The following is a 15325-nucleotide window of genomic DNA, read 5'->3' as shown; positions in this document are numbered from 1 at the left end:
TGGTACAAGGCGTCTGCAAGCAGAGCTGAGGAAGCAAGGCATAACCGTATCTCGACGCCGAATAGGTCGAATAATGGCGAAAAATGGCTGGGTTTCGAAATACACCTGTAAAAAATATTGTATTCATAAAGAAAAAAGCAATGAATCGCTGGTGGGGAATGAACTGAATCGAGAATTTGATATAGGTCAACCACGAAACATATTGGTGACCGATTTAACCTATGTAAGGGTTAAACAACGTTGGCACTACCTTTGTGTAATTGTTGATATCAGTAATCGAGAAATAGTGGGGAGAAGTGCTGGCAGGCATAAAACAGCGGCACTGGTCATGCAAGCTATGAGTCAAATTCCAATGAACTTACAGACGATTGAGTTGTTTCATTCTGATAGAGGAAAAGAGTTTGATAATCATTTGATTGATGAATGTTTAACAGCATTTGGAATTAAACAGTCGTTAAGTCGCAAAGGCTGCCCCTATGATAACGCAATTGCAGAAAGCACATTCAAAGCAGTGAAAACAGAATTTGTGTCAAATACTATTTTTGATTCACTGGCGCAACTTAAATTGGAATTTAATCACTATGTGGATTGGTTTAATTATAATCGACTTCATTCAACATTAAATTACCAGTCGCCGATTGAATACAAAAGAAATCGATGACCTTATCTTTTTGGTACTAAAAAGTGTGGACATACCAATGATAAATTGTAGTTGCTGTGCCCACGTTTTACGTGCCTTTGTGGGCACTAAAGCTTTTTTATAATTTCTTCTTGAAGCTGGGATTTTAAACTCAGTTCGGCAAATATCTGCTTAAGCTTGCGGTTTTCAGCCTCCAGCTCCTTTAAGCGTTTGATATCCGAAGTTTCCATTCCGCCGTATTTTTCCCGCCATTTATAGAAAGTTGAATTACCCATGCCATATTTACGGCACAGTTCTTTAACGGGAATACCCGCTTCAGCTTCTTTTAAAATAGCCACGATTTGAGTTCAGTCATTTTTTTCATAATTAATCCCCTTTACTTTTATCATAGAGAATTTTCTACTTTTTTGCTGTACTCTTTTAGGGGATGGTTACAGTATTTGATGAAAAATACAAAATAATTCAAATATATTTCGGTAGGCGTTTAAATAGTGGATTTAAGTGGACTTCTATGGACAACTGTGGAATTTGCCACAATAAGAAGATGGCGGAAGCGCAGAGATTCGAACTCTGGGAGGGTCGCCCCTCGCCGGTTTTCAAGACCGGTGCTTTCAACCGCTCAGCCACACTTCCGCAATGGCTGTGAATATTAAAGGAGACTTGTTTATTTGTAAATAGCTATTTTAATTTTTTTTATCGTTTGCTTTAAATTTCATCAAATTTTGAAGGAATTAAACAAACAATAACGTATTTGCCTGCAAAATTAGTGTTGGATTTTGATTAATTGAGTATAATACAACGCAAATAAAATAACGTACTTTGAAAAAATGTTAGAGCAGATAGAAACTGATGAGAAAGGCTATTTAAAAAATTGGCAGGATTGGACTGTTGATTTGGTTCCAGAATTGGCAGCCAAAGAGTCCATTGAATTAACCGATGCCCATTGGGAGGTTATTTTATTTGTTCGTGATTTTTACTTAGAATATAAAACCTCACCAGCTATTCGAGCTTTAGTCAAAGCAATGGAAAAAAAGTTTGGTGCAGAAAAGGGTAATAGTCGTTATTTGTATAAATTATTTCCAGACGGTCCTGCTAAACAAGCAACTAAACTTGCAGGCTTACCAAAACCAGTTAAATGCATATAGATAAAGGATAATACTAAATTCATGAGAAGATGGAAGCTACCTTTATTGTTATTAGCTGTACTGGGTTATCTGCAATATTCTTTATGGTATGGCAAAAATAATGTGTACGATTATCAAGATAATGTAGAAATGTTAGTCAATTTGCGTGCCGATAATGAGAAGTTAAAGACTCGTAACGAACAGATGTTTGCTGAAATTAACGATTTGCAACGTGGCTATGAAGCAATAGAAGAGCGTGCTCGTAGTCATTTGGGTATGGTTAAACCTGATGAATATTTTTATCGAATTATAATTGATTCGGATACTAAAAAACGATAATGCATAACTTGAATAATCTTAATGATATCATTGCTATTGTACCGGCAGCAGGAGTTGGTTGCCGTATGAATAGTCAAATCCCTAAACAATATCTAAAAGTTGGTTCGAAGACCGTTTTAGAACATACTCTAAATAAATTATTAACGCATCCTCAAATCGCTCAAGTTATTGTTGTGATTAGCTCAGAAGATAATATATTTAATACCCTTTCAATTGCTCAGCACGATAAGATTAAAGTTGCTTTAGGTGGCAAAACTCGAGCTGATTCTGTTTTAGCCGGATTAAAATTGCTAAATGATGAACAGTGGGCTTTAGTTCATGATGCGGCAAGACCTTGTGTGACTCATTGTGATATTACTCGGCTGATTGAAACAGTAACAACTAAAAAACAAGGCGGTATATTAGCCACCCGTGTTAGTGATACGATTAAGCGAGCTTGTCAAAATAATGATACCATTATTGATTATTCTGAAGATCGGACTTATTTATGGGGCGCTGCTACTCCTCAACTGTTTAATGCTGGCGAACTAAAATCATGTTTGCAACAAGCTCTAAATGATCATGTTGCCATCACTGACGAAGCTTCAGCCATTGAGTATTGTGGTGGGCATCCTTTATTAATTGAGTGTCGTGGGGATAATATAAAAATAACCCGTCCTGAAGATTTAGCATTGGCTACTTTTTATTTAACTAAGCAGATTCCAAATAGGTAAAAGTATGAGAATAGGTCATGGATTTGATGTTCATAAGTTTGGTGGAGAGGGTCCTATAACTCTTGCTGGGGTAAAAATTCCTTATCAATATGGCCTTGTTGCTCACTCTGATGGTGATGTTGTGTTACATGCAATAACCGATGCTTTAATTGGCGCATTGGCATTAGGTGACATCGGTAAGCTATTTCCTGATACAGATCCTAAATATAAAGGTATAGATAGTCGAATATTATTGAAAGAGGTGTATACCCTTGTTCAAGCTAAAGGTTATGAATTAGTTAATTTAGATACTACTATTATTGCCCAAGAACCTAAAATGCGACCGCATGTTGATCAAATGCGAGTTAATATAGCAGAAGATCTGAAAGTTCATTTTGAACAAATTAGTGTAAAAGCAACAACAACTGAACAATTAGGCTTTACTGGGCGTAAAGAAGGCATTGCTTGCCAAGCGGTAGTGTTATTAAGTAAAAAATCCGAAACAGTTTAAATTATACAATAGGCAATAATAGTGTTAGCACAACTTAATTATTTATATGGCAAACCGACCACTAAAGGACAATACAAGCAACAATACGAAGATTTTAATGTGACAGAAGATCTTGGCTTTGAGTTGACTGGTGAAGGCGAACATGTTTTAGTTTTTTTGCAAAAACGTGATTGTAATACCATTTTCGTGGCTGAGCAGTTGGCTAAATATGTGGGAATTTCAACCAAGCTAGTAAGTTATGCTGGTTTGAAAGATCGCCAAGCGGTTACTGAGCAGTGGTTCAGTTTACATATGCCAGGTCAACAAACACCAGACTTTTCGGCATTTAATTTGGCGGGTTGTAAAATATTAAAAGTCACGCGGCATAATAAAAAATTAAAAATTGGCGCATTAAAAGGTAATTATTTTAAAATAATTTTAAAATCGTTAAATAGTCAATCTGAAATTGAATCTAAATTAGCATTAATCAAACAGCATGGTGTGCCTAATTATTTTGGTGAGCAGCGTTTTGGTCGTGATGAAAATAATATTACTCAGGCTATAAAATGGGCCAATGGCGAAATTTCGGTTAAGGATCGAAAAAAACGTAGCTTTTATCTTTCTGCGGCGCGAAGTGCGATTTTTAATAATATTGTCAGTCAACGCATTACCCAAAGTTTGCATCAAACCGTGCTCAATGGCGATATATTACAATTAGCGCATCGTGGTAGCTGGTTTATTGCTCAAGCAGACGAACTAGTTCAGTTACAAATGCGTTTAGAACAAGGCGAGATCAATATTACTGCACCAATGGTGGGGGATTCACCACTAGGTACATTATTTGATGCGCTGGAGTTTGAGCAAAAATGTTTAGAAAGTTGGTCTGAATTTAATGATCTATTTAAAAAAGAGCGAGTAGAAACAGCAAGACGGTCAATATTGTTACGAGCAGAGCAGCTTAATTGGCAATGGTTAGATGAGCATAGTCTCGAACTCAATTTTTATTTGCCATCAGGTTGTTATGCAACAAGTGTGATACGTGAACTAATAATAGAAAATGAGTAGCCCAAATGCAAAATCTAAAAATGCAATCCCTAATTGAATTCTTACGGCAACAAGGAATAAAAGACGAGCGCGTTTTAGATGCTATTGCGTCAATTCCTCGTGAACATTTTGTTGATGAGGCGCTTTCGCATCAAGCTTACGATAATCGTCCATTGCCAATAGGAAGCGGTCAAACTATTTCTCAGCCTTATATCGTAGCAAAGATGACTGAACTATTAAAATTAGAGCCTAATTCAAAAGTACTTGAAATTGGAACAGGGTCGGGATATCAAACGGCTGTTTTAGCAAAGTTAGTCGAAAATGTCTGCTCGGTAGAACGAATAAAAAGTCTACAATGGAATACCAAACGCCGTTTAAAGCAACTTGATATTCATAACATTGCAACACGCCATGGTGATGGTTGGTTAGGTTGGCCTGAACGTGGACCATTTGATGGCATCATTGTTACAGCCGCCGCATCTGAAGTGCCACAAAGCTTACTAGAACAGTTAGCCGATAAAGGACGTTTAGTTATTCCTGTTGGCGAAAATAAACAGGTTTTACAATTAATTGAGCGTGATGGCGATAATTTTGTAGCTAAAAATATGGGCGAGGTTATATTCGTGCCTTTGGTTAAAGGGGATGTTGAATAATTAGACTGCATCTCAAATAAAAAATAGAAAATAAAGCACTTATTTTCTATTTTTATACTTAAACACAGTCTTTCCTGAAACTTTTTAACAAAATTGGAATATTTACTCTGGCTGCTCAGAGCGTTTCCATTCACAAATTCCATAAATGGCATTAAACAGATAGATTAAATATTGTGTTGCGATAATGATATTGTCGGTATAGATATTTAAACCAATTACCAGTACATTTAATATAACCCATAAATACCAGTTAAACGCATATCGCATCATCAATAATAATTGAGCAACAATACCTAGACCAAATATAAAACAGTTAGTTATGAGCTGGTAGGTTGTATTGGTTGCACCAATTTTATCCGTTAAATAAATATTAATAAAAGCGGCAATAATAAGAAATATGATTGTATATAAAAATGTGGTTTCATTGAGTGAGCGAACTTTAACGTTTTTATTATTATCAAGGTTCTTTTGCCAAGTGAATAAACCATAGATGTGTGAACAAAAATAGTAGATTGGCGGTAGTCCTGCACCAATATTGCCGCCAAGAATATTAGCACAACATTCTGCAACTACGGCAAACATACCTAATACATTTCCCATGTTTTTACGTTTTGCTAATAAGATAACGCATAGCAGACCGCAAAAAGCGCCTATGTAAGAAGTAGCGTAGCGTAAATCAAATTCAGTAAATGGGTCAGTGTATAAAAATGCTAGTGTTACACATAATATACAAAAAAATGGATAGAATTTATTACGTCCAATTAAAATGGCAAGATTGCTTAATTTATTCATAATTTATTACTCTTCATCATTAATAAGTTGATTAACTAGTTCAATGCAGCGTAAATAACGTTCTTCGTAATCGGGCGATTCTATTTCTATATATTTGATATTATTTTTTTCTAATAACGTTATTAATAGTTTTTGAAAATCTTTACGTTGTTTTGGACTGCCTAAATGACGTAAACCATCAGCGACCCATGGCGTGTTATTGCCGAGTAAAATTACTAAATCAAAACGATAGTTATTGATCATAGCTTGTAAAAATGGATGTTCTTTACCTTCATATTTTTTACAAAAGGCTTGAGTTGTCACAAAATCGGTATCAATAAACGAAACTTTATTGGCATGTTTTATGGCAAAATCGATATATTGTGCATGCCCTAATGCGATTTTATCGTAGTCAGCATACTGTAATGCGCGTTCGTCCCCGCCAAGTTGAGAAAATACATAATCCCGACCATATTCCCATGCACTGGTTGTGTTAAATACGTTTGCTAGTTTATTAACTAAAGTTGATTTACCACTAGATTCTCCCCCTAAGATGGCAACGGTTCTAACAAAAAAAGGTCTAACTTCGGTTGGAATGTATTGCCAGTTTTTCAGCGGTGCTTGACGGATTTGAGTACCACTTATTTGCATAAATTGTCGTTTTGGATCAATTAAGACAGTTTCTAGATCAAACAAATCTTTATACATAGCGACATCTTGCGGTTCACTTGAATAAACATAATCTGGTTTTATGCCTTTTTCTTGAAATAGTTTCTTTACTCGTTCACTCCATTCATGCCAGCCATTTGGGTAAGCTGGAATACCGTCTTCTTCTAATAATTCAATGTGGATATTTTTTTGATATTTAAAAGTTTGCAGTAGCCAACGAATTCTATCATTAATAGTTGGTTGGCGAGACATAGCACTTTGTTTAAAAAGCGCTTCGTCGCGTTGAGTATCAGAGCAAAGAATAACATATAACTCATCAACCTGACTAATTGCTCGCTGAATAAGATAAATATGCCCAGTATGTAAAGGATAAAATTTACCAAAAATCACACCTACTTTTTTATTTTTGGTTGTTTTTTCGATTTGTAAATATTGATGGAGTGATTGTAATTTTTGTGCGCTCGGATTTTTAATTTTATCATTAATGAGTTGACTAAGATAACCTTTAGTCATTTGGCAAGCATCGGCGACAGTTTGTAAAGATATATTCTTACGTTTGATTGCTTTTTTTAGATAATTGAAGTTACTCATAGAATATTCCTTATTTTGTTTTTTATCTTAAACGAAATATAAATCATTTTTATTTTTCGTTCAATATATTAAACAAAAAATAATTTATTTTTTATACAATCATGTTAAAATTAATAGCAATTAAACAGATAGAATAACTACTTTATTACCATTGTTAGAGAGAATCATGTGCCATTTAACTTATAACATAATTATTTTTAAATAGTTATAAATTAGTTTTTATTTCAAAGGAACTATATGAAAATACAGAAATTAGCTTTTTTAAATGCATTTGCTTCTAGCAGTGTTTTTACAAACAATAATGTAACACTTAATAAAGTCAAGTTTTTTTTGCAAGGTGCAGAATTACAAGGGCAATCAAAAGTATTGTTGACCAAAGGTGAAAATAAAAATCTTAACTTAAGTTTTAAACTGACTTATCCAAAAGATAAAGTTAACGATATAATTGGCTTATAAATAAGTTAATAACAGAAATAGAATATGTTAAACGAGTGGTTAAGCCAATTTAAACAAGATAGCCAAATTAGTTTGCTAGATATTCATTTGGCAACGTTTTTGACGAATAAAGCAATGTTAAATGATGATATTACTATCAAACGTTTTAGTTTTTTGGTTCTATCACTAAGTAAAGAGGTTAGATCGGGTCATGTTTGTCTAGATCTTGCTTATTTAGATGAATCAACGATTGAATCACAGCTTTGGTTACAATTAGATTCGCCAAATGCGCAAGATTGGAAAATTGCTCTTGAACAAGCTTATGATAGTCAGGTTGTGAGTGATGGAACAAATTTGTCTCCGCTTATTTTTATTGAAAATAAACTTTATTTTCAAAGAATGTGGTTAGATGAACAAAATGTAGCTCAATATTTCAATCATACAGATTTAGATAAAGAACTTAGCTACAATACTGATTTAACCACTGTACTTAATCAACTTTTTATTCAGAATCAAACCGAAATCGATTGGCAAAAAGTAGCAGTTGCTGCTGCGTTAACTCGCAAAGTTGCTATTATTTCTGGTGGACCAGGTACAGGTAAAACAACCACTGTTGCCAAAATTTTAGCCGGAATTTTGTTAACCAATCCGCATGCTCGAATTATTACATCGGCACCTACAGGAAAAGCGGCATCAAGGTTAACCGAATCACTGAGTCGCACAATCGAGCAACTCGATTTTGCATCACTAAATATAAAAGCAGAAGCAATCACTTTACATCGTTTATTAGGTGCAAAAGCAGATAATCGTTCATTTAAGCATGATAAGAATAATCCATTGCATGTCGATGTGTTAGTCATTGATGAAGCATCTATGGTTGATTTAAATATGATGGCAAGAGTAATTGAAGCATTACCTAATTCTGCTCGTTTAATTTTGTTAGGTGATAAAGATCAACTCTCATCAGTTGAAGCCGGAGCTGTGTTTGGTGACCTTTGTACCTTTATTTCGCATGGTTATAGCAAAGCACGGGCAAAAGAGCTAAGTCAATTGACTGGTTATGATGTACCAGCTTGCCAGCAAACAGCAAAAATTACTGATAGCATTTGTTTATTACAAAAAAGTTATCGTTTTAACGAATCATCTGGTATTGGCTTGTTGGCTAATGCGGTCAAAGCTGGGTGCTCAACTTCTGTTAAAAAATTATTATTAGATGAATCACTGAGTGATATTCGGTATCATGCTCTTTCTTCACAACAAGCTTATGAAGATGTTTTACACGATAGTATTAATCATTATAAACATTATTTAAATGTGATTAAGCAGAATGGAACTAATGATATAGCGTTGGTTTTATCTAAATTTGCTGAATATCGCTTACTTTGTGCTGTCAGAGAAGGACATTTTGGTGTCGAAGGTTTAAATAAACAAATTGAATTACTTTTAGCCAAAAACAAATTAATTTATTTGAAAAATAAAGAAGCATGGTATGTTGGCCGACCAATCATGATATTACGTAATAGTGCTTCATTAGGGCTATATAATGGTGATATTGGCATTACATTAAAAGCTGAGCATGATAGTTCAAAATTGCGTGTTTATTTCCCTTTTGCTGATGGATCTATTAAAGGGTTTTCTCCATTTCGATTACCCGAACATGAAACGGCTTATGCCATGACAATTCATAAATCACAAGGTTCAGAATTCGATGATGTAAATATTATCTTACCAACTGATAATTCGCCGTTACTTAATCGTTCTTTACTTTATACTGCTATTACCCGCGCTAAAAAAACGGTTTCAATTTATGCGACTGAAGCTATCTTATTACAAGCAATTAAATCACAAACGCAAAGACATAGTGGTTTAGTCAGTTTATTGCAAAATAATAGCTGATTCTGTTTTGATAAGCATATTTGAGTTTATTTTTTGAAAGATGATGTGTAATTCGAGGAAGAAATAATAAAACAGGGCTAAAAGCCCTGTAATAATTAGATTAATGGATAATTTTAGCTAAGAAGTCTTTAGCACGATCTGATTGTGGATTAGTAAAGAACTGCTCTTTTGAGGTATCTTCAATAATTTCACCAGCATCCATAAAGATAACTCGGTGGGCTACCTTACGCGCAAAGCCCATTTCATGAGTAACCACCATCATAGTCATACCTTCATAAGCCAGTTCAACCATAACATCTAGCACCTCGTTTACCATTTCAGGATCTAGTGCTGAGGTTGGTTCATCAAACAACATAACAATAGGATCCATACATAACGCACGAGCGATCGCTACACGTTGTTGTTGACCACCAGAGAGCTGAGCAGGGTATTTATCTGCATGGGCAAGTAAACCAACACGCTCTAAAAGATTAAGCGCTTTTTCTCGAGCTTCTTCGTCTGTTCGACCTAACACTTTAATTTGTGCAAGTGTTAGATTTTTTAAAATAGTTAAATGTGGAAACAGTTCAAAGTGTTGAAATACCATACCTACTTTGGAGCGTAATTTAGCTAAGTTAGTCGCTTTATTTGTAACTTCTGTTCCATCAATAATAATTTTGCCTTTTTGTACAGGCTCTAAACAATTTACAGTTTTTATCAGGGTTGATTTTCCTGAACCTGAAGGACCACAAACAACAACAACTTCGCCTTTACCAACTCGAGTAGTGCAGTTTTTTAATACCTGAAATTGTCCATACCATTTTGAAATATTTTCTAAGGAGATCATCGAGTAATCCTTTTCTTAAAATAATTAACTAGACGTGAAACGGTGAAGCAAATAACAAAATAAACTGCTCCTGTAAATAATACCATTTCAACGATTAAACCATCTCTATTGCCTACAATATTAACCGCACGATAGAAGAAATCCGCTAAATTTAATGTATAAATAAGCGTTGTATCTTGGAATAATATAATCCCCTGCGTTAATAATAATGGAGCCATAATACGAAATGCTTGCGGTAAAATCACCATTCTTAATGCCTGACCTTTAGTCATGCCTAGTGCTAATGATGCACTGATTTGTCCTTTAGATACACTTTGAATACCAGCCCGAATAATTTCTGAATAGTAAGCTGCTTCAAATAATGCAAAAGCGATCAATGCTGACACAAAACGTATATCTGTTGTAGGCGGAAGATTTAAAATTTTTTCTAATAGTTGAGGCACAAGCAAATAAAACCAGAGCAAAACCATCATTAATGGAATTGAACGGAATATATTTACATAGCATAAAGCAAACCAATGTAGCACTTTAATCGAAGAAAGTCGCATAATGGCAAGTAGCGTTCCCCAAATAATACCAAAAATTACAGCGGTAAGTGTTATCTCTAAAGTTAATAACATACCTCTCATGATATAAGGTAAATTAGGTAGGATTTGTCCCCATTCTAAATCCATCATGATTTACCTCCTAATACGCCAGGAAGTCGTACTTTTTTCTCAATATATTGCATAGTAAACATTATAACGACATTGATAAGTACATACCCAAATGTTATAGCTATGAATGATTCATAAGGTTGGCCTGCATGTTCAAGCAGTTGGTTTGCTTGTTTGGTTAATTCGACGTAACCAACAGTTGAAGCAACAGCCGAGTTTTTAACCATATTTAATATTTCAGATGTTAACGGTGGTAGAACACGTCGATAAGCGTTTGGTAATAAAATATATAAATAGGTTTGTTTTAGGGTTAATCCTAATGCAATTCCTGCACTTTTCTGACCTGTAGGGATTGACTGAATAGCAGCTCTCACTTGTTCACAAATACGTGCACCTGTGAATAATCCTAATCCTATGGTGGACATTAATAAAGTAAATATCATAGGGTCAAGACTATATAACCAGTCACGGATAGATTCTGGTACCAACGCTGGTACAACTTCAATCCAAAAGAATAAGTGAATGATTAACGGGATATTCCTAAAAACTTCAACATAACATGTACCTAAGCCAGATAAAAAGCGGTTAGGTAATGTTCTCAGCACACCAAATAGCGAACCAACCAAAAAGGCAACAGTTCCTGATGTAATAACTAGCAATATGGTCATTTGGAAACCTAACCACAACCAGCCTAGATACGTTGTATCCCCAAATGGTGCTGGTTGAAGAAAAATCCCCCAATTCCAACTTGTTGTCATAAATACTCCAACATGTAAAAAAAAATGTAAATAGTACTAAATAAGATGATGGACGCAGTTACCTACGTCCTTATGGGAAAATATCTGCGTATTAATCTAATGCTTTATCATTAGGATGAGCGAAAAGTTCTTTCATCTCAGAAGACATATCAAAGTTCATATTTAACCCTTTTGGTGGAATAGGTTGTTTAAACCAACGGTTATATGACTTTTCGGCGACACCTGATGTTTGTGCTTCTGAAATAGTTTTATCGACTAAAGCTTTAAATTGTGGGTCTTGTTTACGCAACATACAACCATAGGCTTCATAAGATAATGGTGTACCTACAATTTCCCATTGTTCAGGTTTTTTTGCTTTGGAGCGCTCACCTGCTAATAATGCATCATCGATAAGAAATGCTGCTGCTCGTCCACTTTCAAGTGTGCGAAATGCATCACCATGATCTTTGGTTGCAATAATACGAATATTTAACCCTTTTTCAGTATTGATTTTGTTGAGCATAACTTCGGATGTTGTACCTGAAGTTACGACCACATTTTTACCTTTCAGATCGTCAATATCTTTAATATTGCTACTAGTTTTAACTAAAAAACGAGTGCCAACAATAAAGATCGTATTTGAAAAATCAACTTGTTGTTGACGAGAAAGATTATTGGTTGTTGAACCACATTCAAAATCGTAAGAACCATTTTGTAACAGTGGAATACGGTTTTGAGAAGTCAGCGGTAAGTATTTAACTTGCAAGTTAGGCATGTTTAACTCTTTTTTTACCGCATTAATAATAAGATCTGAGTAATCTTGAGAATAACCAACAACTGTTTGGTTATCACCATAATATGAGAATGGGACTGATGATTCTCTATGTCCTACGACAATCACACCATTTTCTTTTACTTTAGCTAGTGTACCAGTTAATTCATCGGCAAATGCGGTACTACTTACTAGACCTAACATTGCAAATGATAACACTAGTTTGGTTAATTTTGTCTTTTTGTTCATACTCATCTCCTACTGTTTATTTTGTATCATATTAAATAATTTTAACATTTTTACAAAGGGCATATATTATAACTTATTTTTTAGCATAAAAGTACTTTTTACTGTTTATTTATCTATTATTGGAGCTAGATGTAACCAGCAATTAACGCAATATTAGATTACTGATTACATCAAGACTTATTAAAACCCAATTATATTTAAGCAATAATTATGCCAGTATAGTGAACTATAAACGTTTTTTTATAAAAAGTGAGATAAACATTAATGACATCATAACTAAATAAGGCCAATTCCCCCATATAGCATAAGGCGTTAGTCCAGTTGTTGGTGATACAGATGCAGATAATGCGCCTGTTTCAAATTGCGGTAATTTTTTAACAATATTACCATGTGGATCAATGATTGCTGTAATCCCTGTATTAGTACTACGAATTAAAGGTCTACCAAATTCAAGCGCTCTAGCTTGCGCCATTTGTAAATGTTGTTTAGGTCCAATACTATCACCAAACCAAGCATCGTTTGAAACAGTAAGTAAAAAATCTGTATCTGGAGAAAAATTTTGCCATATTAAATTAGATAAAATCACTTCATAACAAATGGCTGGGGTAAATTTAAAGCCTTTTATTTGTAATTGAGGTTGTTTTGCTTTGCCAGATTTCATTGAGGACATAGGAATGTTGAGCAGTTCAGCAATTGGTTCAAGTACTGATTCTAACGGTGTAAACTCCCCAAAGGGCACTAGATGGTGTTTTTTATAACGGTTGATAGTTGGATATTGATAAGGCTCCTTTTCTCCTAATACTAATAAAGTATTGTAGATATATCCATTAGATTGATAACCTTCTTCACCAAAGCGATAATCAATAATACCAACAGCTATTTCAGAATCATGGGCTCGGGCTTCGTTATCTAGATATTGTAAAAAAGATTGTTGATTTATTTCGTAATCGGTGATGCTAGCCTCTGACCAAATGATAATTTTATCTTTACCAAAGTTTTGTTTAGTCAGTTTTGTATAGGTTTGTAGTGTGTTGTTAAGTTGTTCTCTTGTCCAACGAATTGACTGCGAAATATTTCCTTGAATTAAAACAAAATTAGCTGAACGAGTGTCATTAACTTTAGTCCAATTAATATTATTGAATAAAATTGGTGCAAATAAGATCGCAAGTAGTGCAATAAATGCACCAAGCGTGTGCCTTTTTGGCGTTTTGCTATTTATTGTCTTTATGCAATAAACAAATAATCCGCATAAAATTGTTAGCAGTAAATTAACACCATCAATCCCCAATATAGGGAAATAGCCTTTTAGCGGACTATCTAGTTGGCTATAACCAAGTTGCAACCAAGCAAATCCGGTTAAAATATACCCTCGTAAGAATTCGGTTAATTGCCAAAGCACAGGAGCAAGAAATATAAGTTGTTTAAATGAAAATTGTCCAGCAAAACGATTTGCCATCCTTAATAGAAAAGCAAATAGCATAGGATAGAGTGACAAGTATAGGATTAAAAAACCTAAAATGATAATAGCAATGGGAGCGGGTAACTCTCCATATTGCTTAATACTGATATAAACCCAATGGATCCCAGCGGCAAAATAGCCAATGCCCCAACTTAATCCCAGTAACATAGCTTGTTTTTTAGATCTATCAGCAATAAGCCATAAAAGACCGGCAAACGATACAAAAGCTAAAGGCCAAATATGAAATGGAGCATAACTAAAAACTGCTATACCACCAAAAATTAGGCTTAATAATATTTTTTTAAGCATTTTCAGGTAACTCTAAATTAGGCACGGTGGCCCCATCAGGAATAGTCACATGCAATTGAATGATTCGTCTTCGATCTGCAATGGTAACTTTAAATTGATAGCCGTCAATGGTAATGATTTCTCCGCGTAAGGGTAAGCGTCCAAAATGTTGCATTACCAGTCCTCCAATGGTATCCATCTCATCATCACTAAAATCAGTTGAAAATATTTCATTAAAATCTTCCACTGGAGTGAGGGCTCGCACAGTATAAACCGATTGCGTTAAGCGACGAATATCGCGATCTTCAACTTCATCATACTCATCTTCAATATCGCCCACGATGAGTTCTAAAATATCTTCAATAGTCACAAGCCCCGAAACACCACCAAATTCATCAATAGCCATTGCCATATGATAGCGCTGCATACGAAACTCTTTTAGCATATGATCAACACGTTTACTTTCAGGCACAACAACGGTTGGTCTAAGGATTTTTTTCAAATCAAAATTATCGACGCCTTGGCGAATAAAAATCAACAGATCTTTTGCCAATAAAATCCCTTCAATATGATCGCGATCTTCACTAATAACAGGATAACGGGAATGCCCATGTTCAGAAATAATATCTAAACACTCATCAAGTGAATAATTGTCTTTAATGGTAACAATTTGAGAGCGGGGGATCATAATATCGCGAATGCGTTGTTCAGCAATATCCATAACACCTTCTATCATATCAAGCGTATCGGGATCGATAAGCTCGTTTTCTTCGGCTTCGCGGATCACTTCGATCAGTTCTTCTTTATCTTTTGGTTCTGAATGAAATAACTGACTTAACCATAATGCAAACCCTTTTTTAGGTCTCCGGTGATTATCATCACTCATTTGTGCTTTTCCTTTCTTACTTTATTATTAATTTACTATTTTGGGCTTAGTTTACTTAATTTACTTACTTACTAAAAAAGTTTGCAAAATAGCATATAACTAAACGGC

The 15325-nt window shown here is 34.7% G+C and carries 16 protein-coding genes, 1 tRNA gene and 2 pseudogenes; 9 read left to right on the top strand and 10 right to left on the bottom strand.

The annotated features are described in order from the left end of the window. Position 1 precedes the first annotated feature (1 nt). A pseudogene (locus tag ACGH6Q_RS05405) lies at positions 2 to 661 on the top strand (IS3 family transposase); the annotation flags it as partial. Between the two features lie 92 nt (positions 662 to 753). Here the strand turns inward: ACGH6Q_RS05405 and ACGH6Q_RS05400 are convergent. Together ACGH6Q_RS05400 and ACGH6Q_RS05395 are read right to left on the bottom strand one after the other, a co-directional pair. Next, positions 754 to 981, bottom strand: a pseudogene (locus tag ACGH6Q_RS05400) (transposase); the annotation flags it as partial. Positions 982 to 1185: 204 nt separating this feature from the next. Continuing rightward, positions 1186 to 1273 (bottom strand) — tRNA-Ser (locus tag ACGH6Q_RS05395). Between the two features lie 194 nt (positions 1274 to 1467). On the opposite strand from ACGH6Q_RS05395, the gene ACGH6Q_RS05390 reads away from it, so the two are divergent. The 6 genes from ACGH6Q_RS05390 to ACGH6Q_RS05365 are packed head-to-tail and all read left to right on the top strand — an operon-like array spanning position 1468 to position 4982. Beyond that, positions 1468 to 1785 (top strand): TusE/DsrC/DsvC family sulfur relay protein, encoded by a 318-nt coding sequence (locus ACGH6Q_RS05390; RefSeq protein ID WP_065560941.1) that lies wholly within the window; start codon positions 1468 to 1470, stop codon positions 1783 to 1785. Positions 1786 to 1806: 21 nt separating this feature from the next. Further along, positions 1807 to 2103, top strand: coding sequence for a cell division protein FtsB (gene ftsB / locus ACGH6Q_RS05385; RefSeq protein WP_065590839.1), 297 nt, complete (start codon positions 1807 to 1809; stop codon positions 2101 to 2103). After that, complete coding sequence (gene ispD, locus ACGH6Q_RS05380; RefSeq protein WP_065590840.1) at positions 2103 to 2816, top strand: 2-C-methyl-D-erythritol 4-phosphate cytidylyltransferase; 714 nt, start codon at positions 2103 to 2105, stop codon at positions 2814 to 2816. Before ftsB ends, ispD begins: the two co-directional genes overlap by 1 nt. A 4-nt stretch (positions 2817 to 2820) precedes the next feature. Next, a complete protein-coding gene (gene ispF / locus ACGH6Q_RS05375; RefSeq protein ID WP_034910022.1) occupies positions 2821 to 3306 on the top strand; it encodes a 2-C-methyl-D-erythritol 2,4-cyclodiphosphate synthase in 486 nt (161 codons plus the stop codon). A gap of 18 nt (positions 3307 to 3324) precedes the next feature. Beyond that, on the top strand, positions 3325 to 4350 hold the full coding sequence (gene truD, locus ACGH6Q_RS05370; protein WP_366940310.1) for a tRNA pseudouridine(13) synthase TruD: 1026 nt from the start codon (positions 3325 to 3327) through the stop codon (positions 4348 to 4350). 5 nt (positions 4351 to 4355) lie between these two features. After that, the gene (locus ACGH6Q_RS05365; protein WP_065590842.1) at positions 4356 to 4982 is read left to right on the top strand and encodes a protein-L-isoaspartate(D-aspartate) O-methyltransferase; all 627 of its coding nucleotides are present in this window, start codon (positions 4356 to 4358) and stop codon (positions 4980 to 4982) included. A 102-nt stretch (positions 4983 to 5084) separates the two neighbouring features. On the opposite strand, the gene pnuC is transcribed toward ACGH6Q_RS05365, so the two are convergent. After that, entirely contained in the window at positions 5085 to 5774 is a 690-nt protein-coding gene (gene pnuC, locus ACGH6Q_RS05360; protein ID WP_034910015.1) for a nicotinamide riboside transporter PnuC, read from the bottom strand. Between the two features lie 6 nt (positions 5775 to 5780). After that, entirely contained in the window at positions 5781 to 7013 is a 1233-nt protein-coding gene (gene nadR, locus ACGH6Q_RS05355; protein WP_296317879.1) for a multifunctional transcriptional regulator/nicotinamide-nucleotide adenylyltransferase/ribosylnicotinamide kinase NadR, read from the bottom strand. A gap of 237 nt (positions 7014 to 7250) precedes the next feature. Here nadR and ACGH6Q_RS05350 point away from each other — a divergent pair, with 237 nt between their 5' ends. Beyond that, positions 7251 to 7469 carry a hypothetical protein gene (locus ACGH6Q_RS05350; protein WP_296317881.1) on the top strand — a complete coding sequence of 73 codons (219 nt, stop codon included), beginning with the start codon at positions 7251 to 7253 and terminating at the stop codon, positions 7467 to 7469. 24 nt (positions 7470 to 7493) lie between these two features. Continuing rightward, positions 7494 to 9344 (top strand): exodeoxyribonuclease V subunit alpha, encoded by a 1851-nt coding sequence (gene recD / locus ACGH6Q_RS05345; protein ID WP_411578452.1) that lies wholly within the window; start codon positions 7494 to 7496, stop codon positions 9342 to 9344. Between the two features lie 100 nt (positions 9345 to 9444). On the opposite strand, the gene ACGH6Q_RS05340 is transcribed toward recD, so the two are convergent. The 6 genes from ACGH6Q_RS05340 to corC all read right to left on the bottom strand — a co-directional run bounded on the left by ACGH6Q_RS05340 (position 9445) and on the right by corC (position 15217). Continuing rightward, the gene (locus tag ACGH6Q_RS05340; protein WP_034910011.1) at positions 9445 to 10170 is read right to left on the bottom strand and encodes an amino acid ABC transporter ATP-binding protein; all 726 of its coding nucleotides are present in this window, start codon (positions 10168 to 10170) and stop codon (positions 9445 to 9447) included. Next, positions 10167 to 10847 carry a glutamate/aspartate ABC transporter permease GltK gene (gltK, locus tag ACGH6Q_RS05335; RefSeq protein WP_065590846.1) on the bottom strand — a complete coding sequence of 227 codons (681 nt, stop codon included), beginning with the start codon at positions 10845 to 10847 and terminating at the stop codon, positions 10167 to 10169. Before gltK ends, ACGH6Q_RS05340 begins: the two co-directional genes overlap by 4 nt. Next, entirely contained in the window at positions 10844 to 11584 is a 741-nt protein-coding gene (locus ACGH6Q_RS05330) for an amino acid ABC transporter permease (RefSeq protein WP_065590847.1), read from the bottom strand. Before ACGH6Q_RS05330 ends, gltK begins: the two co-directional genes overlap by 4 nt. A 91-nt stretch (positions 11585 to 11675) precedes the next feature. Next, on the bottom strand, positions 11676 to 12584 hold the full coding sequence (locus ACGH6Q_RS05325) for a glutamate/aspartate ABC transporter substrate-binding protein (RefSeq protein ID WP_085164646.1): 909 nt from the start codon (positions 12582 to 12584) through the stop codon (positions 11676 to 11678). Positions 12585 to 12810: 226 nt separating this feature from the next. Beyond that, positions 12811 to 14352, bottom strand: a complete 1542-nt coding sequence (gene lnt, locus ACGH6Q_RS05320; protein ID WP_411592213.1) for an apolipoprotein N-acyltransferase — start codon at positions 14350 to 14352, stop codon at positions 12811 to 12813. Next, the gene (corC, locus tag ACGH6Q_RS05315; RefSeq protein ID WP_411592211.1) at positions 14345 to 15217 is read right to left on the bottom strand and encodes a CNNM family magnesium/cobalt transport protein CorC; all 873 of its coding nucleotides are present in this window, start codon (positions 15215 to 15217) and stop codon (positions 14345 to 14347) included. The genes lnt and corC overlap by 8 nt, the downstream gene beginning before the upstream one ends. Between the last annotated feature and the right edge of the window lie 108 nt (positions 15218 to 15325).

The organism is Gilliamella sp. BG2 (genome assembly GCF_046635645.1).
GTDB classification, from domain to species: Bacteria; Pseudomonadota; Gammaproteobacteria; order Enterobacterales; family Orbaceae; genus Gilliamella; species Gilliamella bombi.
The sequence above is the reverse complement of the archived record's forward strand: the minus strand, read 5'-3'. Positions and strand labels throughout refer to the sequence as shown.